This is a genomic window from Mycolicibacterium sp. XJ870 (assembly GCF_053483975.1).
On record NZ_JBEFTI010000001.1, the window covers coordinates 2,004,538 to 2,026,336 of the forward strand.

Annotated in this window: 11 protein-coding genes; 10 read left to right on the forward strand and 1 reads right to left on the reverse strand. The window is 64.1% G+C overall.

The window, feature by feature from the left end:
• The first annotated feature begins 4 nt into the window (after positions 1–4).
• The 8 genes from ABQF30_RS09925 to ABQF30_RS09960 are packed head-to-tail and all read left to right on the forward strand — an operon-like array spanning position 5 to position 17,535.
• On the forward strand, positions 5–3,604 hold the full coding sequence (locus tag ABQF30_RS09925; RefSeq protein ID WP_448462808.1) for a type I polyketide synthase: 3,600 nt from the start codon (positions 5–7) through the stop codon (positions 3,602–3,604).
• Positions 3,605–3,608: 4 nt separating this feature from the next.
• The gene (locus tag ABQF30_RS09930) at positions 3,609–8,195 is read left to right on the forward strand and encodes a type I polyketide synthase (RefSeq protein WP_448462810.1); all 4,587 of its coding nucleotides are present in this window, start codon (positions 3,609–3,611) and stop codon (positions 8,193–8,195) included.
• Complete coding sequence (locus ABQF30_RS09935) at positions 8,192–12,640, forward strand: beta-ketoacyl synthase N-terminal-like domain-containing protein (protein ID WP_448462812.1); 4,449 nt, start codon at positions 8,192–8,194, stop codon at positions 12,638–12,640. The genes ABQF30_RS09930 and ABQF30_RS09935 overlap by 4 nt, the downstream gene beginning before the upstream one ends.
• Positions 12,641–12,680: 40 nt before the next feature.
• On the forward strand, positions 12,681–13,748 hold the full coding sequence (locus ABQF30_RS09940; RefSeq protein WP_448462814.1) for an efflux ABC transporter ATPase subunit, DrrA-related: 1,068 nt from the start codon (positions 12,681–12,683) through the stop codon (positions 13,746–13,748).
• A complete protein-coding gene (locus tag ABQF30_RS09945; RefSeq protein ID WP_448462816.1) occupies positions 13,745–14,557 on the forward strand; it encodes an ABC transporter permease in 813 nt (270 codons plus the stop codon). Before ABQF30_RS09940 ends, ABQF30_RS09945 begins: the two co-directional genes overlap by 4 nt.
• Complete coding sequence (locus tag ABQF30_RS09950; RefSeq protein WP_448462818.1) at positions 14,554–15,414, forward strand: ABC transporter permease; 861 nt, start codon at positions 14,554–14,556, stop codon at positions 15,412–15,414. Before ABQF30_RS09945 ends, ABQF30_RS09950 begins: the two co-directional genes overlap by 4 nt.
• 36 nt (positions 15,415–15,450) lie before the next feature.
• Positions 15,451–16,689, forward strand: a complete 1,239-nt coding sequence (locus ABQF30_RS09955) for a phthiocerol/phthiodiolone dimycocerosyl transferase family protein (protein WP_448462820.1) — start codon at positions 15,451–15,453, stop codon at positions 16,687–16,689.
• 15 nt (positions 16,690–16,704) lie between these two features.
• Positions 16,705–17,535: a class I SAM-dependent methyltransferase gene (locus ABQF30_RS09960; protein ID WP_448462822.1), complete on the forward strand. Its 831-nt coding sequence runs from the start codon at positions 16,705–16,707 to the stop codon at positions 17,533–17,535.
• A gap of 5 nt (positions 17,536–17,540) precedes the next feature.
• Here the strand turns inward: ABQF30_RS09960 and ABQF30_RS09965 are convergent, their stop codons facing one another.
• Positions 17,541–19,019: a flavin-containing monooxygenase gene (locus tag ABQF30_RS09965; protein WP_448462824.1), complete on the reverse strand. Its 1,479-nt coding sequence runs from the start codon at positions 19,017–19,019 to the stop codon at positions 17,541–17,543.
• A gap of 663 nt (positions 19,020–19,682) precedes the next feature.
• Here ABQF30_RS09965 and ABQF30_RS09970 point away from each other — a divergent pair.
• The gene (locus ABQF30_RS09970; protein ID WP_448462826.1) at positions 19,683–21,308 is read left to right on the forward strand and encodes a PE-PPE domain-containing protein; all 1,626 of its coding nucleotides are present in this window, start codon (positions 19,683–19,685) and stop codon (positions 21,306–21,308) included.
• Positions 21,309–21,434: 126 nt separating this feature from the next.
• Positions 21,435–21,794: a DoxX family protein gene (locus ABQF30_RS09975; protein ID WP_448462828.1), complete on the forward strand. Its 360-nt coding sequence runs from the start codon at positions 21,435–21,437 to the stop codon at positions 21,792–21,794.
• Positions 21,795–21,799 lie beyond the last annotated feature (5 nt).

The following is a 21,799-nucleotide window of genomic DNA, read 5'->3' on the forward strand; positions in this document are numbered from 1 at the left end:
CCTGATGACTGCTGCACCCTCTGATCGCCGGGCGATCATCACTGAAGCACTGCACAAGATCGATGAGTTGAGCGCGCGTCTGGAGATTGCCGAGAAGGGGGAGACCGAGCCGATTGCTGTGGTGGGCATGGGTTGTCGGTTGCCCGGCGGGGTGAACAGTGCCGATGAGTACTGGCGGTTGTTGCAGGACGGGCGTAGTGGAATCGTCCGCGTTCCGCCGGAGCGGTGGGATGCCGAATCGTTCTATTCCGACGACTATTCAGTGCCGGGCACGATTTGTACGCGGGATGGTGGTTTCATCACGTCGTGGCGGCCTGATGAGTTTGATGCGGAGTTTTTCGGGATTGCGCCGCGGGAAGCGGCGGCGATGGATCCGCAGCAGCGGTTGTTGCTCGAAGTCGCTTGGGAGGCCTTGGAGAACGCCGGCATCGCCCCGCACACCATCCGCGGCACCCAGGCCTCTGTTTTCATCGGCATGACCACCAACGATTACTCCCTGACCTTCGCCGGACGAATGCGGCGAGAGGACATCGACGCCTACGTCCCGTTCGGGAACGCGGCGAATTTCGCTGCCGGGCGATTGTCCTACTTCCTCGGCGTGCGCGGTCCTGCCGTCGTCGTCGACACGGCCTGCTCATCGTCGTTGGTGTCGGTGCATCTGGCTTGCCAGAGCCTGCGTCGGCGGGAAAGTGACACCGCACTGGCCGCCGGCGTGAATCTGATACTGAGCCCCGAGAACAGCATTGCCTGCTCCCGGTTCGGGATGCTGTCGCCGGATGGCCAGTGCAAGACCTTCGATGCCGGCGCGAACGGGTATGTGCGCAGCGAGGGTTGCGGGGTGGTGGTGCTCAAGCGCCTGAGCGATGCACTGCACGATGCCGACCACATCTTGGCCGTGGTCCGTGGTTCTGCGGTCAATCAGGATGGTGCCAGCAGTGGGCAGACGGTGCCCAACGGGCCGGCGCAGCAGGCGTTGATGCGTCAGGCGTTGGCATCGTCGCGGCTGCAACCGTCGGACATCGACTACATCGAGGCCCACGGCACCGGCACCGGGCTGGGCGACCCGATCGAACTCGACGCTCTGAGTGAGGTTTTCGGCGACCGGGGCGATTCGGCGCCGTTGGTGCTGGGCTCGGTCAAGACCAATCTGGGGCACCTGGAATCCGGGGCCGGTATCGCCGGGTTCATCAAGACCGTGCTCAGCGTGCGGCACGGCCACATCCCCAAGCATCTCAACTTCAAGACGTTGACCCCACATGCCGGCGAGGGTGCGTCTCGCTTCGCCATCGCGGCCCAGGCGATGGAGTGGCCCGCGGTGAGTCGGGCACGCCGGGCCGGCGTGTCGTCGTTCGGCGTCAGCGGTACCAACGCCCATGTGGTGATTGAACAGGCGCCCGCACCGGAACCACTTATGTGGGAACCTGATCCGCCGGTCAGCACGCTGGTGGTCTCGGCCAAGACGCCGGAGCGGATCGCGACGCTGGCGGGTTCGCTCGCAGACTGGATGGCGGGACCGGGCACAGGGGTGACTTTGCCCGATGTGGCCCACACGCTCAACCACCATCGAGCCAGATACCCCAAGTTCGCCACCGTATGCGCTCGCGACCGCGCTCAGGCCATCGACGGCCTGCGCGCCTTGGCCGACGGCCAGGCAGCGGTGGGCGTGGTTGGCGCCCATGAGGGAACGTGTCGCCCGGGCACGGTGTTCGTGTATTCGGGGCAGGGCTCGCAGTGGGCCGGAATGGGCCGCCAATTGCTCACTGACGAACCGGCTTTCGCCGCTGCGATTGCCGAGCTGGAACCGACATTCGTCACCGAGGTCGGCTTCTCCCTGCATCGTGTACTCGCCGAAGGGCAACTCCCGGTTGGCATTCACCGTATTCAGCCGGTACTCACAGGACTTCAGCTGGCGCTGACCGAACTGTGGCGGGAGTACGGAGTGATCCCGGATGCGGTGATCGGGCACTCGATGGGGGAGGTCGGAGCCGCGGTCGTCGCCGGCGCCCTGACCGCAGCCGAGGGACTGCGGGTGATCGCCACCCGGTCACGGCTGATGTCGCGGTTGGCCGGTCAAGGTGCGATGGCGTTGGTCGAGCTGGATGCGGAATCCACCGCCGAACTGATCGCCGGATATCCCGCCGTCACGCTCGCGGTTTATGCATCGCCGGGGCAAACCGTCATCGCCGGCCCTCCCGGCGACATTGACGCCCTGATCGGCGTGGTGGCCCGGCAGAGCCGATTGGCCCGACGCATCGACGTTGACGTCGCCTCGCACCACCCCACCATCGACCCGATCTTGCCGGAGCTGCGCTCCGCCTTGGCCGGCCTGGCGCCCAAACCGCCTGCGGTTCCGATCATCACCACCACATACGACCGTACCTGCACGCCCGCACCGACTTTCGACGCCGATCACTGGGTCGCAAATCTGCGCCAACCCGTGCGGTTTACCCAGGCTGTCACCGCTGCCGCCGACGACCACGCCACCTTCATCGAGATCAGCCCGCACCCGATGCTGACGCACGCCATCGACGATGCGCTTTCCGGTACCCATCACCACTGTGTGGCCACCTTGCAGCGGGACGCGCACGACACCCACGCATTCCACACCGCTCTCAACGCCACCCACACCATCTACCCCCCGCAGACCCCGCATCTCCCTGAACCCCACCCGGTGCTGCCCGCAACGCCCTGGCATCACACCAGCCTGTGGATCAATGTGCCGGCGCGGCGGTTCGGCCATGCGCTCAGTGGCGGGAACGATGACCTGTCCCGTCCATTGAGTGCCGCAGAGGCCGTGGGAGACGGCTCCTGGCTGTTGATCGCCGACGACATTCTCGCCGCGGAGTTCGGACGCGCTCTGGGCGAGCAACCTGCCGTCACCGTCCTGTCACCGTCGGTGCTGGCGGACGACACCGGCAGAACCGCACTGGCGGACGCCCTCGGACAGGTGGCCAATGTGGGCTACCCGCTGGACGTCTCGTTGACCGACTTCGACACAGAGGCAGGTTGCCGCTTGTTCAGCGGAGCGAGGCGACTCACCGCAGCCATGGCAACGATGGCATGCCCGCCGCGGTTGTTCATCCTGACTCACTCGGAAGCTTCTGATGATGAACGAGTGGCACCGGCTCACGCGGTCCTGTGGGGCCTGGGTCGCGCGCTGGCCCTCGAGCATCCCGACATCTGGGGCGGCATCCTCGATGTCGACGACTCCGGCCTGGCCGAACCCGAAACCGCCTGCGACACAAATACAGCAGTCGCGGGCGAAATCAAAGATGTGTGGCGGATGTGCGATCCCGAGCAGCGCCGCGCCCTACTGCGCGATCACGTAGGCATGTTGGTCGCCGCAGTGATGGGGTTGGGCTCGCCCCAGGCGCTGAATCCGTCCGCAGACTTCTTCGACCTCGGGATGGACTCGCTGATGAGCGTCATACTTCAGCGCGCACTCGCCGAAACCCTTGGCGAGATCCTGCCGCAAACCATTGTTTTCGACTACCCCACGGTCGAGGAGCTCGCCGAACACCTCGCCGAAATCGGGGACGCCGAGCAGACGTCTCTTGACACATACGACCTCATCGAGGCCGATCTCTCGGAAAAGGTGGGTTGAGCTTATGACTGCTGCACCGTCTGATCGCCGGGCGATTATCGCTGAAGCATTGCACAGGATCGATGAGTTGAGCGCGCGTCTGGAGATTGCGGAGAGGGGGGAGACGGAGCCGATTGCGGTGGTGGGCATGGGTTGTCGGTTGCCTGGCGGGGTGAGCAGCGCCGATGAGTTTTGGCGGTTGTTGCGGGAGGGGCGTAGTGGGATTGTGCGGGTTCCGCCGGAGCGGTGGGATGCCGATGCGTTTTATTCCGAGGATTATTCGGTGCCGGGGACGATTTGTACGCGGGATGGTGGTTTCATCACGTCGTGGCGGCCTGATGAGTTTGATGCGGAGTTTTTTGGGATTGCGCCGCGGGAGGCGGCGGCGATGGATCCGCAGCAGCGGTTGTTGCTCGAAGTGGCTTGGGAGGCCTTGGAGAACGCCGGTATCGCGCCGCACACCATCCGCGGCACCCAGGCCTCCGTCTTCGTCGGTATGACCGCATATGACTACATGCTCACCCTGAGCGACAAGCTTCGGCCCGAAGACTACGACGCCTATGTCCCGTTCGGGAACGCGGCGAATTTCGCTGCCGGGCGGTTGTCCTATTTCCTGGGTGTGCGCGGTCCGGCCCTGGTGGTTGACACGGCCTGCTCGTCGTCGTTGGTGTCGGTGCATCTTGCTTGTCAGAGCTTGCGTCGGCGGGAAAGTGACACCGCACTGGCCGCCGGAGTCAACCTGATGCTCAAACCTGAAGCCAACATCGCGCTCACCCGGTTCGGCATGCTGTCGCCAGACGGCCAGTGCAAGACCTTCGATGCCGCTGCCAACGGGTATGTGCGCAGCGAGGGTTGCGGCGTAGTGGTGCTCAAGCGCGTGAGTGACGCGCTGCGTGATGGGGATCGGGTGCTGGCGACGGTGCGTGGTTCTGCGGTCAACCAGGATGGTGCCAGTAGTGGGCAGACGGTGCCCAATGGGCCGGCGCAGCAGGCGTTGATGCGTCAGGCGTTGGCATCGTCAAGACTGCAACCGTCGGACATCGACTACATCGAGGCCCACGGCACCGGCACCGGGTTGGGCGATCCGATCGAACTCGACGCTTTGAGTGAGGTTTTCGGGGACCGGGGGGATTCGGCGCCGTTGGTGCTGGGCTCGGTCAAGACCAATCTGGGGCATCTGGAGTCCGCTGCCGGTATCGCGGGCTTCATCAAGACGGTGCTCAGCGTGCGGTACGGCCACATCCCCAGGCATCTCAACTTCGAGACGTTGACCCCACATGCCGGCGAGGGTGCGTCTCGCTTCACGATCGCCGCCCAGGCAATGGAGTGGCCCACGGTCGGCCGTCCTCGTCGGGCCGGCGTGTCCTCGTTCGGGGCCAGTGGCACCAATGCCCATCTGATCATCGAGCAGCCGCCCGTGGCGGAACCTGTTGTCCGCCAGCCTGACCCGGTGGTCTGCACCTTCGTCGTCTCGGGCAAGAATTCGGAGCGGATCGCGTCGACCGCGCGTGAGCTGGCCGGGTGGATGGAGGGCGACGGCTCCGGTGTGGGGTTGGCGGATGTGGCGCACACCTTGAATCATCACCGAGCGCGCCATCCCAAGTTCGCCACCGTTTGTGCTCGCGACCGCGCTCAGGCCATCGACGGTCTGCGGGCGTTGGCCGACGGGCGGCCCGCCGACGGGGTGGTACGGCCGCACGAAGGCGTGTGCGGATCGGGCACGGTGTTCGTGTATTCGGGGCAGGGTTCGCAGTGGGCCGGCATGGGCCGCCAGTTGTTGACCGACGAACCGGCTTTCGCCGCTGCGATCGCCGAGCTGGAACCGACATTCGCGACCGAGGTCGGCTTCTCACTGCATCGTGTACTCACCAAGGGGCAGCCGGTCAGCGGAGATGCGTGGGTACAGCCGGTGATCATGGGTCTGCAGTTGGCGCTCACGGAGTTGTGGCGGTCGTACGGGGTCGAGCCGGATGCGGTGATCGGGCATTCGATGGGGGAGGTCAGTGCGGCGGTGGTCGCCGGGGCACTGACCGTCGTCGAAGGTCTGCGGGTCATCTCGGCACGGTCGCAATTGATGTCGGTGCTGGCCGGTCAAGGTGCCGTGGCTCTTTTGGAGCTCGATGCCGACGCGACGGGGGCGTTGGTCGGTGACTATCCGGGGGTTGACCTCGCCGGGTATCTCTCGCCGCGCCAGACGGTGATCGCCGGGCCACGTGCGCAGGTGGACGCGCTGATCGCCGAGATGCAACGGCGCGACCGGTTCGCCCGTCGGGTCAATATGGAGGTGGCGTCGCACAACGCGCTGATGGATCCGATCCTGCTGGAGTTGGCCATTCAGCTGGAGGATCTGACGCCCAGGACGCCGGCGATCCCGTTCCTGTCGACTGTCGTGGACAGTGCCGCGTCGCCACCGGTCCTCGACGCGGACTATTGGGTGGCCAATGTGCGTCGACCGGTTCGGTTGAGCCAGGCGGTCATCATCGCGGCCGAGAAACACACGACGTTCGTCGAGATCAGCCCGCATCCTGTGTTGACCCACGCGATCACCGAGACGTTGGGCGAGGCCCACCACCACACCGTGGGGACGCTGCGGCGTGATGCTGACGACACGGTCAGCTTCCATACCAATCTCAACGCGACCCATGCCGTCGAGGCCCCGTCGACGCCGCACCCGCCCGGCCCGCATCCGGTACTTCCCAGCACGCCGTGGCACCACACCAGCCACTGGATCAACGCGTCCGCCGAGCGCAGCCGGGAAACTGTGGAGCGCCAGTCGGATTCACCGGAATCGATCGCCGGGGTGATTCCACCGGAGTGGTTGTGCGCACTTACCTGGCCGGCTCGTCGACTCCCTGCCCTGGACACCACCGTGGAGTCATCGTGGTTGGTGGTTTCCGATGGCGATGTGGGCGCAGCGATCGGTGCCACGCTCGGCGACGACTCGCACGTCACGGTGCTGCCTTCCGCGGTGCTCTTCGACGACGCCAGTGCGGAATTGTCCGATGTGCTCACCGGGGTCCAGAATGTGGTGTTCGCACCGGAGGTCCCGATGCGCAGCCTGGACCCCGCTGCGGGCTTCCGGCTCTTCAACGCGGTCCGGATGCTGACGGCATCTCTGGTCGCCATGCCGGGGCCGGTGCGGTTGCATCTGTTGACCCGCAACGCTCAGCCGATCTCGGAGGGGGATCGGGCCAACCCCGCTCATGCGGTGCTGTGGGGCCTTGGCCGGACACTCGCGCTCGAACATCCCGAAATCTGGGGAACTGTCATCGATGTCGACGAGTCGGTGTCTGCCGAACGCGCGGCAAGCTATCTACTGGCCGAGGCCAACGGTGGCGACGGAGATGACCAGGTCGTCTATCGGGCCGGCATTCGTCATGTCCCGCGCCTGGAAAGGCGGAGCCCCGTGTCGACGGGCCGCGCCGAGATCGACGAGCACAGCAGCCAACTGGTGATCGGCGCCACCGGAAACATCGGACCCCATCTCGTCCAGCAGTTGGCCGATATGGGCGCCAGGACGATTGTCGCGGTATCCCGGAATCCGGGTTCGCGACTCGACGAACTGGCCGCCAAGGTGTCCGCCGACGGAACCAAATTGATCACGGTGGCAGCCGATGCGGCCGATCCGACCGCGATGACGGCGCTGTTCGAGCGGTTCGGCGCGGACCTTCCGCCCCTTGGTGGCGTCTATCTGGCGGCATTCGGCGGTGGGCCGGTGACGCTCACCGACATGACCGACACCGACGTGCAGATGATGTTCCGGCCGAAGATCGACGCGGCGACGTTGCTGCACACCCTGTCGATGAAACAGCCGGTACGCCACTTTGTTCTCTTCGCGTCGATCTCCGGGCTGCTGGGGTCACGGTGGCTCGGTCACTACGCCGCCACCACGACGTTTCTGGACGCCCTTGCCTATGCCCGGCGAGCAGCCGGATTGGCAGCCAGCACCGTGAACTGGGGATGGTGGAAATCGTTGGCGGACAGTCAATCCGACGAGTACCAGCGGGTGACGATCGATTCCGGCCTTGAACCGATGCCCGATGAAGTGGCCATCCAGGCACTGTGGTCGGTGATGGGTGCAGACGCGCCCGTCCGCTCCACCGTTGTGGCCGCCGACTGGACACGGTTGGCCGACGCGTATCGGACCCGGGCGTCGCTGCACATCGTGGACGAGCTACTGCCCGTCGACGAACCGGAGGATCCGTCCGGCAGCGTGGACGACTGGGCAGGCATGGAGGGACTTGCTGACCTGGAACCCCTTGACGCCGAGCGCATCATCGGCGATCGACTGTGCACGCGCCTCGCCACCATCATGGGGTACGTCGACCGTTCGGCCCTCAGCCCGTCGACGCCGTTGATCGAACTCGGGATGGACTCCCTGATGGCGGTGCGGATCCGGAACACGACGCAGGCGGACTTCGGTGTCGAACCGCCGGTGGCCCTCCTGCTGCAGGGTGCCTGCCTGAACGACATCACCGCGGACGTCATGTGCCAGCTGGAAATCACCGAGGAAGGCAACGCGACCGTCGACGCTGTTCGATCGAACGCCAATCGCCGGGCCGCCGCGCGCCAAGGTGCCGTACATCGCCGTAAGAGAGGACAGCGAGCGTGAACAACTCTTCGTCAACGGATACGCTGCCGCCCAACGCCATTGCGGTCATCGGCATGGCCGCCCGGTTCCCCGGAGCCGACTCGATTTCGGCGTTCTGGGACAACCTCCGCCGTGGCGAGGAGTCGATCGTCACGTTGTCGGAGGAGCGGCTGGCTGCGGCGGGTATCACCGAGGAGGCTCTCGCCGATCCGGCCTACGTCCGACGTGCGCCCACCCTCGACGGGATCGACGAGTTCGACGCGGAGTTCTTCGGATTCCCACCGCAGGTCGCGCGGATGATGGATCCGCAGCATCGGCTGTTTCTGCAGACCGCATGGCACGCACTGGAGGATGCCGGATGCGACCCGATGAATTTCGGCGGTGCGATCGGCGTCTACGCCACCAGCGGCGGCAGCATCTACATGCTGCACAACCTGCTCTCGCACCACGATCCGCACGCGATCCTGGGACAGGGCGCCACCTTCGACCTGATCAACATGTCCCTGCAGAACGACAAGGACTATCTCGCCACCCGCGTCTCCCATCAGTTCAACCTGCGCGGGCCGAGCATCACGGTTCAAACCGCCTGCTCGTCATCGATGGTCGCCATCCATTCGGCATGCCAGAGCCTTCTCAACGGTGAATGCGAAGTTGCCCTCGCCGGTGGCGTGTCGATCCGGATCCCGCACCACGTCGGCTACTGGCACGAGCCAGGATCGATGGTGTCAGGGCTCGGGCATTGCCGGCCGTTTGACGCGAAAGCGGACGGCACGGTCTTCGGCAGTGGAGTCGCCGCGTTGGTGCTCAAACCGTTGGAAGCAGCCGTCGAGGAGGGGGACCGGATCCACGCTGTCATCAGGGGATCGGCGATCAACAACGACGGATCGAAGAAGATGACCTATGCGGCGCCCAACGGCGCTGCCCAGGCCGATGTCATCGCCGAGGCGCACGCGGTGGCGGGTGTCGACCCGTCGAGCATCAGTTACGTCGAGGCCCACGGCACCGGAACGCCGCTCGGTGACCCCATCGAGATGGACGCCTTGAGAAAGGCGTTCAGCGTCACCGATTCAATCAGACCCGGCCCGTGCGCCGTGGGTTCGGTCAAGTCGAACATCGGTCACCTGGCAGAGGCCTCCGGAATCGCCGGCCTGATCAAGACCATTCTGTGCTTGAAGCACCGAGCCATCCCCGCCACGCTGCATTTCACGGAACCCAACCCTGCGCTGGACCTTGACCGGGGGCCGTTCATCGTCCAGAGCCGGTACGCACCGTGGGACTGGGACGGAATTCGCCGGGCCGGAGTGAGCTCGTTCGGAGTCGGTGGCACAAACGTTCACGTTGTCTTAGAAGAGGGCCCATCGGAAGCACCAGAAGAGGCCCCGGTGGCGGCGCCCCAGGACCGGCCCGGTCCTCAAGTGCTGCGGCTGTCGGCCCGAACCAGCGAGGCGCTCGACGACTACCGATCGGCGATGGCAGCCGAGCTGGAACGCGATGCGGCAGTGGACATCGCGGACGTCGCGTTCACCCTTGCCGGCCGCCGGACCGAGAACGTTCGGCTGGCCGCAGTCGTACACGATCAGCAGAATGCCGCCGATGTGCTGCGGACACCGGAGAGCGACAACGTGTTCATCGGCGAGTCGGTCGAGAATGCCGGGCCGGACACCGACAGGGTCGTCTTCCTGTTTCCCGGTCAAGGGGCCCAGCACGCCGAAATGGCGCGCGGTCTGTACGAAACCGAGCGGGTTTTCACGGAGAGTTTCGATCGATGTGCGGACGGTTTCCGTGACGAGCTCGACATCGATCTGCGCACAGAACTCTTCGGCGCGACCGATTCGAATCTGGAACGTACCGACCGCGCCCAACCCGCGCTGTTCGCAGTGGAATACGCATTGGGAAAGCTGATCGAGTCCTACGGCGTTCGAGCGGGCGCATACGCCGGACACAGCATCGGGGAGTACGCCGCGGCGACCTTGGCGGGCGTGTTCGATCTGCCCACCGGAATCCAGGTCGTGGCGCGGCGCGCCCGCCTGATGCATGCGTCGGCACCGGGCGCGATGGCAGCCGTGGCGATGGCCCCCGAAGCTCTCGCTGAGCATCTTTCCCCTGGCCTGGATCTTGCTGCTGTCAACGATCCCGGAAACTGTGTTGTCGCAGGGTCACAGCAAGACATCCTCGACTTCCAGAATCGTCTTCGCCGGCAAGGCATCGTCGCGCGCCGCGTGCGGACATCCCATGCCTTTCATTCGTATCTGATGGATCCGGTGATCCCGGAGTTCGCCGGCTATCTCTCGACACTGACTCTCCACCGGCCGCTGACCCCGATGCTCTCCAACGTCACCGGATCATGGATGACCGATGACGAGGCAACGGATCCCGCCATGTGGGCGAGTCAGATCCGGTCCACCGTCAAATTCGCCGACGAGCTCGATCTGATCCTTGACGACCCGACCCGCATTGTGGTCGAGGTCGGGCCTGGTGCGGCCCTGTCCGGTTCGGCAATCCGGCATCCGAAGTGGTCGACAAGTCACCGCGCGGTTCGCCTCATGCGCCACCAGGTTCAGAACAGGTCTGATCGGGACACCTTCCTACTCGCTATCGGACAACTCTGGGCGGCGGGGCTCGAGGTCGATTGGACGCCGTTGTCAGCGGATCGGCCGACTCGGATCACGTTGCCGGGATATCCCTTCGCCAGGCAACGGCATTGGGTTGATCCGAATGAGAACGTCTCGTGGACGCAAGCTTCCACGCCGACCAGCGTGAACGGCGCCAACGGACATTCCGGCGCGGTCACCAACGGCTCAAGCCCTACCAAGACGGGGCGGTCGGACATCGAGGCGACGCTACGCCGCATCTGCGCCGAGTGCCTCGGCGTCAACTCCGTCGCACCGACCGACAACTTCTTTGAGATCGGCGGCGATTCGCTCATCGCCATCGGTGTGGCAATGAGCGCGAGCAACCAAGGTCTGGACCTCACACCGCAAGACCTGTACGACAATCCGACGGTGTCGGCGTTGGCCGCTGCACTGGGCTCTCGGTACGCCACGGGCGGGTTGGCGACCGCGCCCTCCGGCGACGAGCTGCGTCAACCGGTCCCGCCGACCGCGGCGGACTTCCTTGAGCACGGGTTGCGTGAGGCCGGCCGTTGGCGGGTGCCACTGCTGTTGGGCCTCGACGCCAACGTCGGTGTGGGCGATGTCGCCTCCGTGTTGACCGCCGTCATCAATCATCACGACGCGCTGCGGGTGAATATGGCTGACCACGGCGGCATCTGGGGCCAGCAATTCACCCCGCCACGCGAGTCCGTCGAGGTCGGCTCACGGGCGCTCCCGCCGGATATCGAACCGGGAAGCGCGCAGGAGCGCTCGGCCGCACTCGACATCATCACCGACGAGATACAGCGTTGCGATTTGTCGAGCCCACCGCTGAGCGCCACCTATATCGTCGACTCCCAGGGGTCTGCGCGATACCTCGGTATCACCGTGCTGGAGTTGATGGTCGACAGCACCTCGCGCGAGATCCTGTTGACAGACATGCTCACGGCATTCGGGCAGCAGTTCGCGGGCGAGGACATCGTTCTGCCCCCGGTAAGCGCTACCTGGCAAGAGTGGTCGCAGCGCTGCACAGCGCTCACAGCCCATCCTGCCGTACTCGAAAGTGCCGGATACTGGTTCGACAACGTGGGGAAGCCAAGCCTGCGTCTTGCCGAGCATGGCATGGCCGATCAGCCCGGCACTGCCGATCTCGCACGACTGCAGTCGACGCTGACTGTCGAGCAGATCACGGATATCGACCGCCTGCGCCGCCGGTTCGAATGCGGCGTCGACGAAGTTCTGCTTGCCGCGTTGAGTCGGACGGTCGCACAGACTCTCGGCGACGGCATTGTCGCGGTAAGCCTGGCCGGGGACGGCCGATCGGTCTTCAAACCCGACATCGACCCGCGCCGAACCGTCGGCGGGTTCGCGGCCATCTATCCGATCCCGCTGAGGTGCGTCGGTGAAGACGGCGCGATGCAGATATTGGACGATGTGCGCGAGGTCCTCGCGAGCGTGCCCCACCACGGAATCGGGTACGGGGTGCTGCGTCATCTCTACGCACCGTCGGCCGCGAAGCTTGCTGCCATCCCGACGCCCGACATCTTCATGTCCAACCAAGGGGTGATCCCAGACCTGCCCCCCGGTCAGGGCCCGGTCCATTTCGACCTCGACGCGGCAATGCCGGTGCGTGACAAGGTTCCTGGGCTCGGACATGCCATAGAGATGCGGGTCTATCGCTCCTCAGGTGGGCTGCATGTCGACTGGTGGTATGACACCCGGCGGGTGCAGCCGTCGACGCTGGCGACGCTGGTCGAACGTTATCCGGCAGCCGTCACCGAACTGACCGCCGACGTGCTCGCCGCGGGCCGGGCAGATGGCGAATCAGGCGGAGCCATCGAAGAACTCGGCCTGGTGGACTTGTCCGCGGAATGACTCTTGGCCCGATCTACCCGTAACGACGAAGAGAGACCTCATGCAGCACAACGGATCGTCTGCCTCCGACGCGAGTGTGATCGTCAGCGGAATCAGCAAATCGTTCGGCGCAGTGAAGGCGTTGCGCGACGTGAGTTTCGAAGTTGGCCGGGGCGAAGTGGTCGGATTGCTCGGCCCCAACGGTGCCGGCAAGACGACGATGGTCGACGTTCTGTCGACGCTCACACGGCCGGACCGGGGTAGCGCATGCATCGCCGGATTCGACGTGACATCGGCTCCGGCGAGCGTGCGGCGATCCATCATGCTCACCGGGCAACAGGTTGCGCTCGACGACGTGTTGACCGGGCGGGAAAACCTACTCCTGTTCGGGCGGTTACAGGGATTGCGCAAGCCCGCGGCACGGTCACGGGCTGAGGAACTTCTCCACACCTTCGATCTCGACACGGCGGCGGATCGGCGGGTGGGCACGTACTCGGGTGGAATGCGGCGGCGGATCGACATCGCGTGCGGGCTGGTGGTTCGGCCGGAGGTGGTGTTTCTCGACGAACCGACGACCGGGCTCGATCCGCGGAGCAGGCAGACCATCTGGGATCTGGTGGCCGGCTTCAAAAACCTCGGCATCACCACGTTGCTGACAACGCAGTATCTCGAGGAGGCCGATGCGCTCAGCGACCGGATCATCGTCATCGACCATGGTGTGATCGTCGCCGAAGGCACAGCAGATGAACTCAAGGAGCGTACCGGCGGCAGCTATTGCGAGATCGTTCCGCGGGATCTCAACGATCTGCCTGCCGTCGCGGAAGCGCTCGGATCGCTCCTGCCGGAGCAGAACCGGGCTGCCTTGACTGCGACATCGGATCGGATCGCGATGCCGGCGCCGCGCGGTCCGAGCACCCTTGTCGAGGCGCTGTCGCGGCTCAACTCCGCGAATATCGAGTTGACCGACATCGCGCTGCGGCGCCCCTCACTCGATGACGTATTCCTGGCGTTGACACAGGATTCCATCGGTGTGCCCGCCGATGTCGCGGTCGCCTCGACGAACGGTAACGGCGAAGGCAGACACCGCGTCGATCGCCGATCAGAGCGTGGCGCGGACGTGATGTCATGACGGCTGCGCTCGCTGCGGCCCGGCCCGCACCATCGACCGTGCGTCAATGGTGGGTCCTCACCCACCGGCTGGTCGCACCGACGCTGCGAAACGGTGACGTCGCCACCACCATCGTCGCGGTGGTGGTGTTCGCGGCAGGTTGGTACATCCCGTTGAACAACTTGATGGGTGCCAGGTCGGGGATGAGCAGCTATGCGCAGTTCCTGATGCCTCTGATCGCATTGCAAGGCATCTCGTTCGCGGCGATCACCGGTGCGCTCCACGCGGCGACCGACTCGGTGAAGGGCATCAATCGCCGATTCGGCTCCATGCCGATCTCGCCGTTGACACCGCTGGTCGCCCGCATGTCGGCCGGTGTCTACCGTTGCGCGGTTGGGACGACGGCCGCCCTTACCACCGGTTATGTCATCGGGTTCCGGTTCTACGGCGGTCTGCTGCACGCGATGGCGTTCTGTGTGCTGCTGCTTCTCATCGGAATGGTGCTGTCGTTCATGTCGGACCTGCTGGGCAGCTTCTCCCGCAATCCGGAAGCGACGACGCAATGGCTGATGCTGCCGCAGTTGATCTTCGGGCTGCTGTCGGTCGGTATCCAGCCCGCCGAGCACTTCCCGGAATGGATTCAGCCGATCGTGCGTAACCAGCCGATATCTCAATTCATTTACGCATTGCGCGCATTGGGCGGTGACTCGACCCCCGGCGCCGGTGAGGTGACGTGGTCGGTTATCGGGCCGTCGGTCGCTTGGTTGGTCGGCGTGACGACCGTGATGGTCCCGTTGTCGCTGATTCTCTTGCTGAGGAGGTCGCGATGACTGTGGCAGACCACGACACCCCCGCCGGCACTGCCGTCCTGTGTGACACCGAGTTTCCTGTCCTCGACCGACGGTTCGGGGAGAACTCGCTGCGCGTGCTCATCCCGCAGACCTGGATACAGACCCAGCGATCACTGATCCGCCTACTACGTGATCCGATGACCTTCGTCTTCGGGCTGGCATTGCCGATCTTCTTTCTCGTCGTGATGAACATCGTGTTGGGCGATGCGATTTCGTCGGTGACCGGCCACAGCGCGTTGTACGGGAGTGTTCCGCTGGTGACTTTGATCGGGGCGATGAACGGCGCCTCGGTCGGTGTCGTCGGGATCACGTCCGAACGCGCCAACGGCTTGCTCGCCCGGTTGTGGGTGGTGCCGGTACACCGGGCATCGGGACTGCTCGCGCGGCTGGCCTCCGAAGCGATCCGCGTTGTCATCAATTCCTTTGTGCTGCTGTGTGTCGGAGTGCTGATGGGAATGCGGCTCGAGCAGGGCTGGTGGGCCGGCCTGGCGTGGCTGTGTGTGCCGATGCTGTTCGGGATGGCCTTCGCGATGCTGGCGCTCACGGTAGCCGTGTTCTGGCCCACCACGACGCTGGTGGAGGTGATCACCTTGGTGTCGGCACTGTTGCTGTTCTTCTGCACCGGCTTCGTGCCGTTGGCCCAATACCCGCAATGGGTCCAGCCACTCGTCGAACATCAACCGTTGTCCTATGCGACCGAGGCGATGCGCGGACTGACCCTCGGTGGCCCGGTGCTGAACCCCCTCGTCGGGACCCTGCTCTGGTCCGGCGGCGTCATCATCGCGTGCGTGGTGCCGATGGTGTTCGGCTATCGACGGGCCAGCACCCGTGGCTGAGAACCCGCTCACAGCGCAGACCTTCGAGGAGTCGTGATGGTGTTTCCCACATCCGTCATTCGAAAGCTGGCACCGAGCGAGGACTTCTTCGCGGAGACACAGACATTCACCTCTGTCACCCTGGACCTGACCGGTCCGTTCGATGTCGGCGCGATGTCAATGGCGTTCGACACGCTGCTGGAGATATACCCGGTGTACGCGGGACACCTCGAGCAGGGCAAGGATGGCCGGTTCCAGATTCTGGCCGACGATCTGCTCCATCCAGGGATGTGGATCGCCGACGAAGACGGACCAGGCCCGGGAATGGAACTGGACCAAAGCGTTTCACTGATCAATCTCTTGGTGCAGCCCGGCGACGGTCGCGTCGAACTCACCCTGTACGTCCATCACAGTCTCGCGGACGGCAACCACATCGCCGGACTCCTCTTCGAGCTGCTCACCAGGTACACCAACATCGTCACCACCGGTGATCCCGGCTCGGTCTGCCCACAGCCTGCCCCCGAGCCGATCGAGGTACTGCTCGAACAGCGAGGTATCCGCAAGCAGCAGCGGTCCGGACTCGACCGGTTCATTCCGGCGATGTTCGCCCACGAGCTGCCACCGCGGCGATCGACCAGCATGACCAAGTTCGAGCGACCGGTCGCGGTTCCGACCGCACGTGGTCGGCTGAGCAAGGCGGAGACGACGGCGTTGACGCGGTTCGGCCGCAAACACCGGCTCTTCGTCAACAACCTGGTGTCTGCCGCCGTCCTGCTCGCCGAGTGGCAGGTACGCGAAACCCCGCATATTCCAATTCCCTACGTGTACAACGTCAATCTGCGTCCGCTGCTCGAGCCTCCGGTGACGCCTACGGGATGCACTCTCGCGTTGGGTGTGGCCACATACTTGGCCCAGATCACCTCGGACACCAGCATGATTGACCTGGCCAGTGACATCGCGGCACTTCTGCAGGCCGACCTGGCCGACGGCGTCGTACAGCAATCACTGCTGCACTTCAATCTGCAATACGAGGGCACGGTCCCCGGTCTGGCCGATGTCGTGCTGTCCACCAACATCGGCAACGTCGCAGCCATGCCCACGCCGCCGGGTGTGGAAATCGTCGGCTTCCAATCCCAGTTCCATCGGGCATCCTCCGCGGTGATCGACATCTATGGGTTCGGAGTGGTCGGCGGCGAGCTGGTTCTCGAGCACCACGTCGATGCGGACGCGCCGGAGCGGTCGATGGAGTTGATTCTCTCGCTGCTTCGCGCAGCCGCGCTGGAATACCAACACTGAAGGGTGGTTCTACCAATGACTGCAAAGGTTCACGTCGATCTCAGCGGGCCGCCGCAGACCATGCTGGACATGGTGTACGCCAAGGCGCTGGATGCCGATTCCGCACAACCAGTGCTGGGAGACACCTACGCAAAGCAACTCATGGACCAACTCGACTACGACTGGGCCAAGAGTCCCGTCCTGCGGCAGCGCCGCCGCCAGGTGACCTCGATCGCTGTCCGTGGAGCCCAATTCGATCTGTGGGCAGGGCGATTCCTGGCCGCCCATCCTCACGCTGTGGTGCTCCATCTCGGTTGCGGCTTGGACAGCCGGGCCTTCCGGCTGGACTCGGGTCCCGATGTCGAGTGGTACGACGTCGACTATCCGGATGTGATCGCCCTCCGTGAGCGGCTCTATCCCGCCCGCAAGCACTACCACCTGGTCTCGAGTTCGGTCACCGACCCGGCGTGGCTCGACGCGATCCCGACGGATCGTCCGGCGCTGCTGCTCGCTGAAGGAGTGAGCATGTACCTTCCGCCGGATGAGGGGATCGGTCTGCTGCGCCGGGTGGTCGACCGGTTTCCCGCCGGAGAGCTGCAATTGGACTTCTGGAATCGGTTCGGAATGCGGGCACAGCAGAAGTCCAACAAGGTGGTGCGCTGGTCGGGCTCCGAGCTGGGGTGGGCGGTGGATGGTCCGGACGAGATCGTTGCGCTCGTGCCCGGAGTTCGTTCGACGGCAGCGATTTCGGTGTTCGAGGCCGAGACCGTGCAACGGCTCACCCTGGGGTATCAGCGGTTCGCCAAACTGGCGTCTCACACTCCGGCGCTGCGGGGAATCGTGCAATTCCACCGCTACGCCTTCTGAAGTGATCAGGTGAAGTGATAGTCCGTCAACGGAAATCGCATCGACTCGCGGATGGCATTGCGCCGCGAGGTCGGTCGGGTGATCGTTGCGTCGCCACGGAAGTAGTACGACCGGGACGAGGCGCAGTTGCCTCGGAAGAACACCATGTCGCCAAGCCGGTCGGACATGCGCGCGAGGAACTGTCCACTCGCTTCCTCGGTGATCTCGAAGGTTCCGGCGCCCCGTCGACGCATCTCACCGAACAGTCGGTCCATGTGCCGCATCTGGTACTCGGTCTGTGTGAAGAACGATGCCCCGGTGAAGGCGTACGGACTCGCCAGGTTCAGGAAGTTCGGGAACGACGGGATCGACACACCCTGGTAGGTCTGGAACCTGTTTTCCCGCCACCATTTTCCGAGATTGCGCCCGCCGCGGCCCACCACTTCGATCGCCGGGAAGTTGGCGTCCCACAGGTCGAAGCCGGTTGCGAGGATCAAGGTGTCGGTGAGTGCCTTGCGACCGTCGGCGCTGACGATACCGTCGGCTTCGATCCGGTCGATCCCGGCTGTCTCCAGGTGCACATGCCGCCGAGCGAAGGTTCGGTAGTACACGTTGGAGAACGTCGTGCGCTTGCAGCCGAAATCGTAATCGGGGGTGAGCTTTCGACGCAGCGCCTTGTCCCGTATCGAGGTGAACATGTGCATCTTCGACACCTTCGCCGCGGCGATGTTCAGCGGCTTGGACCAGTTGTAGTGCACCACGGCAGTGAAGATGCCGACCTCCGCAATGGCGTCGGTGACCAACCGGAGCAGGCGCTGCAACTCCGGGAACCGCGCGAACAGCCGTTGCACGGTCGGCGGGATCGCGAAGTCCACCCTGGGCACAACCCAAATCGGGGTGCGCTGATAGACAGTCAGCTCGGAGGCCTTTTCGGCCAATTCGGGGATCAGCTGCACGGCTGTCACTCCCGTACCGATGATGCCGACTCGGCGGCCCTCGAGCGGATAACTGTGATCCCACTTGGCGCTGTGAATCATCTTGCCGGCGAAGCTCATGATGCCTGGGATGTCAGGGATTCGGGGCTGGGAGAGGTACCCGGTGGCGGTGATGAGAAACCGGGCGCTAAGCGTGGCTCCATCGGCGAGCGCGACGCGCCACACCTGAGCGTCCTCATCCCAGCGAGCGCCTTCCACGGTGGTGCCAAACCGCATGTAACGGCGCAGATCATATTTCTCTGCCACATGATCGGCATAGCGCTTCAGCTCGGCGCCGGGGGCGTGCAGCCGAGACCAGTACGGATTGGGTTCGAACCAGTACGAGTACGTCGTGGTCGGGATATCGACTGTCAGCCTCGGGTAGCGATTGACATGCCAAGTCCCGCCAAGGTCGTCCTCGCGGTCGAGGATCGCGATCTTGTCGTATCCGACGCGATTGAGTTGAATCGCCGCGCCCATTCCGGCGAAGCCGGCCCCAACGACGATTGCGTCTAATTGCTCCGCACCCACGATCACACCGTACCCGGATACAACGCCAGAAAGGATAGGAAACGACAGCTAGACCCGAACATCGATTGCGTTTCGGAGGCAGTTCTCGAAAGCGGGCTGTCAAACACTTTAGTGTGCGAACCGGACGAAATGCTGATGGCGTCAATAATTGAAACAGAAGGTTTGCTTTGAGATTCTCGCGCTGTGGCCGGGCAGATCCCATTCGGACCGCGCATCACGGCTCTTGGCTAATAGTTGCGCGAGCAACCAGGTAGGCCTCTCTGGTGCTGACAGATGCCAACCGCGCGGCGGTCCGGACCGGCAAAGATATATCACACCAGTGTCTTTCACCGTGCTGATATCGATGCGCGCCCCGGGGCCCGGCCGATGCTTCGCTGATTTCTCAGTGGCGCTGGGCGAATCGACACGGCATGGCCACTTGGACTGAAGGTTGCGTACTCAAGTATTTGCCATGCGAATCGCAGAATTGTGCACTGAGTCATTTACCGCGTGGTGGGGGAGCGTTAAGCTACGCAGAGAATTGGGCCGATTTGTTCGCCCACGGTTCCACATATCAGGGCGGAGGACGCCATGGGGAAACATCGAAAAGTCGAGACGGTCGAGACGGTCGCGAACAAGACGACCGTGAACAAGCCAGTCGCGAACAAAAGGACTGCGTCATACGTGACGGCCAGCGTGGCGATTCCACTCGCCAGCCTCTTCGGCTTCACGTACGCCATTGACTCCACTGCCCCCCTGGTTCGGCTCCTGGCGGCGACGAGCATCTTCATCGACGGCACCAAGGACATCCTGCCTACCAACGATTCCCAGCTGCCGGACCGGATGAAGAACGCTGTCGCCGGGAAGTACGACCAGTGTGCGGTTTCTTCATGTGCCAACAACGTCCACATCAACTATTCGCGCGACTTCGGCATCTTGACCGGTGGCCTTCCCTATGAGGAATCCAAAGCCGAAGCAACGGCGAAGACTATCCAGGCCATCAAGCACGCACAGACGCAAAACCCAGGCGAGGCAGTCTATGTCGTCGGCTATTCCCAGGGCGCCAACGCTGCTTCCGACGTCATCGCTCAGATACAGCACGAGAACGCCACGAATGGCCCGGGGGATCCAGACGTAGACCTGACCAAGGTCACGTTTGTCATGCTGGGCAACGGAGCTCGCAATGACGGCGGCCTCTGGGCGCGGCTTCCCGCGGCGGTCTACGTACCGTTGATCGGTCTCAGGTTCGGAGCTTCCACCAATCCGAGTACCGATCCGAACGCGCCGCAGGTCATTCAGATCAGCAAGCAGTACGACGGCGCCTCCGACGTGCCCAAGTACGTGATGAATCCGGTGGCGTGGGCAAACGCTGCTTTGGGCTTCGTCTATGTGCACAATGGTTACTACCAAGATGTCAACATCAACGATCTGGACACGGACCTCGACGGCAATATCAGCCAGGTGGAAATCGACAACGCGCCAGACCACTACATCATCACGAAGAACGGAAACATCGTCGACGTCGTGATCAAGAACAAGGTTGGCGAGCTGCCGCTGACCCGGCCACTGCTGGACCTGGGTGTGCCCAAAGAAGTGGTCGAAGCGTTGGATCCGGTGTTGAGGGCCATGATCGAGATGGGGTATGACCGTCCGACTGATGGCAAGTATCCGGATGAGCCAGTGCATCTCAGGCTGATTCCGGGGCCGTCTCAGTGGTTCGCCGACCTCCAGGCGCTGGCGGATGCTTTCGAACAGACCGAGGACAACCTCGATGCGCTCAACCAGACCAACATGATTCAGGCTGCCCAGTCGGTGGATCCGCCACCGGGGCCCGCCGTTAGTCCATTGGGCGCAACGGTAGGGGAGCTGTCTCCAGGGGCGGAGTCTCAGGGCAACAACAGTATTCAGGTGGCAACGGTGCCGGATGATCCGCCGGCACCCATCGTGGAGGTTCCGCCGCCACCCCCGCCGCCACCGCCGGCCGATCCCGTAGGTGCCACCACTGATCCGGTGCCGACCGGTGCACCGACGACCACAGCGCCGCGGAACATCATTCGCGGCCCCATCGGCGGGTCGCCGGTACGCCAAGGCCTCAAGGACATCCATTCTGCGATCAACGGGGTGGTGACCAACACGGTCAACACCGTCACCGGTCTTCTGGGCGGGAAGCGGCCGAGCACTGGCGGTTCGACCGGCGGCACGACCGATCCTGACCCAGGAACAGGCACAGGCACAGGCACAGGCACAGCGGGTCCCGATCCCGCCGGTGGCGGTGACACCGATCCGGGCTCCGAAGGCGGCACGCCCTAGCAACATACTTTGGCCGCAGTGACCGACGGCGAATGGTACTGCAATGCCCACTGATTCGGATACCCGGTGAGCGTTCATCTGGAATAGTGATGGCGATGGTGTGCTGCTCTTGAGGGGAGAAGGCAGATGGCGATCGCGGTTCTTGTTGTCACCATCGCTCTGGCGATATACCTGGGAGTCGCGGCCGTACTGAACATCTTCTACCTGGAGGAGGCCAGGAAGAACGGGCAGCGGCTCGGTCTTTCGCCGGCGCGGAGTCGGTTCATCGGCTACTGCCAACTGGCCGGTGTCATTGGCCTCGTCGGCGGACTGTTCTGGCGACCACTGGCCATCGCCGCCGCGATCGGCTTCCTGGTGATGATGGTCCTAGCGGTGCTGGCGCACCGGCGCGTCGGTGACTCCTTCGCGCTCACCGTTCCGGCAATAGTGATTTTTCTGCTGACGGCGTTTGTTCTCGGCGGGCACATCGCACAGCTGGCGCGGTGACGCAA

Coding starts and splice junctions, on each gene's coding strand:
- ABQF30_RS09940 (WP_448462814.1), top strand. CDS start 12,681: ATGCAGCACAACGGATCGTCTGCCTCCGACGCGAGTGTGATCGTCAGC.
- ABQF30_RS09925 (WP_448462808.1), top strand. CDS start 5: ATGACTGCTGCACCCTCTGATCGCCGGGCGATCATCACTGAAGCACTG.
- ABQF30_RS09955 (WP_448462820.1), top strand. CDS start 15,451: ATGGTGTTTCCCACATCCGTCATTCGAAAGCTGGCACCGAGCGAGGAC.
- ABQF30_RS09945 (WP_448462816.1), top strand. CDS start 13,745: ATGACGGCTGCGCTCGCTGCGGCCCGGCCCGCACCATCGACCGTGCGT.
- ABQF30_RS09975 (WP_448462828.1), top strand. CDS start 21,435: ATGGCGATCGCGGTTCTTGTTGTCACCATCGCTCTGGCGATATACCTG.
- ABQF30_RS09960 (WP_448462822.1), top strand. CDS start 16,705: ATGACTGCAAAGGTTCACGTCGATCTCAGCGGGCCGCCGCAGACCATG.
- ABQF30_RS09930 (WP_448462810.1), top strand. CDS start 3,609: ATGACTGCTGCACCGTCTGATCGCCGGGCGATTATCGCTGAAGCATTG.
- ABQF30_RS09950 (WP_448462818.1), top strand. CDS start 14,554: ATGACTGTGGCAGACCACGACACCCCCGCCGGCACTGCCGTCCTGTGT.